The 1,896-nt window shown below is 34.0% G+C and carries 1 protein-coding gene and 2 pseudogenes; all 3 read left to right on the forward strand.

Features of this window, described 5'->3' with window-relative positions:
• A pseudogene (locus tag AC1DUW_RS27265) lies at positions 1-187 on the forward strand (MFS transporter); the annotation flags it as partial.
• 409 nt (positions 188-596) lie between these two features.
• Complete coding sequence (locus tag AC1DUW_RS27270; protein ID WP_053345571.1) at positions 597-833, forward strand: hypothetical protein; 237 nt, start codon at positions 597-599, stop codon at positions 831-833.
• Between the two features lie 783 nt (positions 834-1,616).
• Positions 1,617-1,896: pseudogene (locus AC1DUW_RS27275) on the forward strand (metallophosphoesterase); the annotation flags it as partial.

The raw sequence follows: 1,896 nt of genomic DNA on the forward strand, positions 1-1,896 counted from the left end.
ATTACAAACCTTTTCTATGCTTATTGCACCTGCTGTGGGATCCCTTCTTGCCAAATGGCTTGGAGTTTCTTTCGTCTTGATAGGAGCGGGAGGGGCAACCTGCTTATTGGGTGCAATTGTCCTCATCTTTATCGTGAGAAGAATAAACGTTCAAAAAGATATGCAGGAAAAACAATTCCAAGCTTAAAAAGTTACATGATGATACAATTTATTTTGGAGCATGAACGTTGAAGTTGGGATGAGGGTTTTAGCAACCATAATTTATTGGTCATAAAAAGTAAAGCAAGATGAAATTAGTATGATTCTTGAACTCTATCAGATTGTATTCCACAATTGGGCGCGATCCTTGAATAAGGTTCGCTTTTTTTATAGAACTAACGGGTCTAAATAATTTGGATGATCGATTTTCTTAAAGATATCAGGAGATTTATATTAAGATAATATGAGATTGTGAAGATTTCGACTCAAACGGGGCAATTTAGTAAAATTTAAAAAGCAAGAGAGGAAAAAATATATGATTGTGAAAGTCGAATTTATGTACGAAGAGGATACTGAATATATAAGTTGCCTTGCAAAAGTAGAGAAATATACATCAATTGCAGAGAGAATTTGATAAATGGCTATATGACAGAGAAAACAAGCATTCATACTGGGAAGTCGCAGGAGAAGATGAGGAAGGCGAAAAGATTTTTGGAGTCTGTTTTAATGGAGAGGCTTTCGTATATTGGCTTAACAATGTAAGGTTCAACAAAGATAAAAAAGTTGCAATGCTAATAAAACACCAAATAAACTACCTAAGAAGAAAATTAGGTTTTAAATTAACAGGTGCATGACCAAAAATTAATTGATAGAGAAGAATAACTATGTTGTTAAACTAACAGGTGCTGATCGGCAGCTCCTTTTTCTAATGGAACTAAAGGGGCAGGTTGATTCACGAGTGCTGTTTACTCTTTGTTCTACAATTGGTCTTAGTATGTTGAACAATACAGACTGTTGTAGATTTAAAATCAAAAGGTATAGGTAATGGTAAACTTGTTTTAATAATTGAATGAATATTCTACAACGAAAAAGCACTCATACAATAACAATGAGTGCTTTTTCGTTGTAAAGAAGGAATTATAAATTGATTTATAAAATGTATCTCCATAAAAAACGCTTTAAGGGGTACAGAAAGTAAAAAGGAAAAACTGCCGGTTTTTGCGCTTTATAGATGGCTAACGGGTGCGTTTCTGAATTAGCAGCAACGTTTTTTTCACTATCGGGTTAATGGAAAAATATTGGAGTTTTTTTGAATGGAATTGTATTTTATTTCCAATTCGGCTAGTCAAAATCCTTAACATATTTCTAAATGTTAAGCCATATGAGTATTTTAAAAAGATATGCATGTACTGGGTTAATTTAACAATTATTATATTAAATATAACAAAAAATTACGATCCTTTAATACGGATTTAAAATCCCAGAGTTATCCTAAATTCACATCTAGAGGGAGGGATCGGAAGTTGTCAAAATTTCAGGTCATATCTTCTTTGCTCATCTTGGTATTTATCATTTTCGTAATTTATGAAATCACAGCATTCTCACCCAATCATTCCACAATGAATCATTCCACATCGAACCGCTACATTCAAGTACAATTGTTAGGCGTTAATGATTTTCACGGCCAACTAAACAAGTATCAAAGGGTTTCAGGAACCATGGCAGGGGGTGCTGAATACCTGGCTGCCTATTTAAAAAAATATATACAAGAAAACCCAAATACACTACTTGTTCATGCTGGTGATATGGTAGGAGGAAGTCCTCCAATCTCTTCTCAATTTCAAGACGAACCCACGATTGAATTTATAAACCTCCTGCACTTTGATGTTGGGACACCTGGAAATCATGAATTAGACC

The organism is Peribacillus sp. P4_C12, from assembly GCF_056402095.1.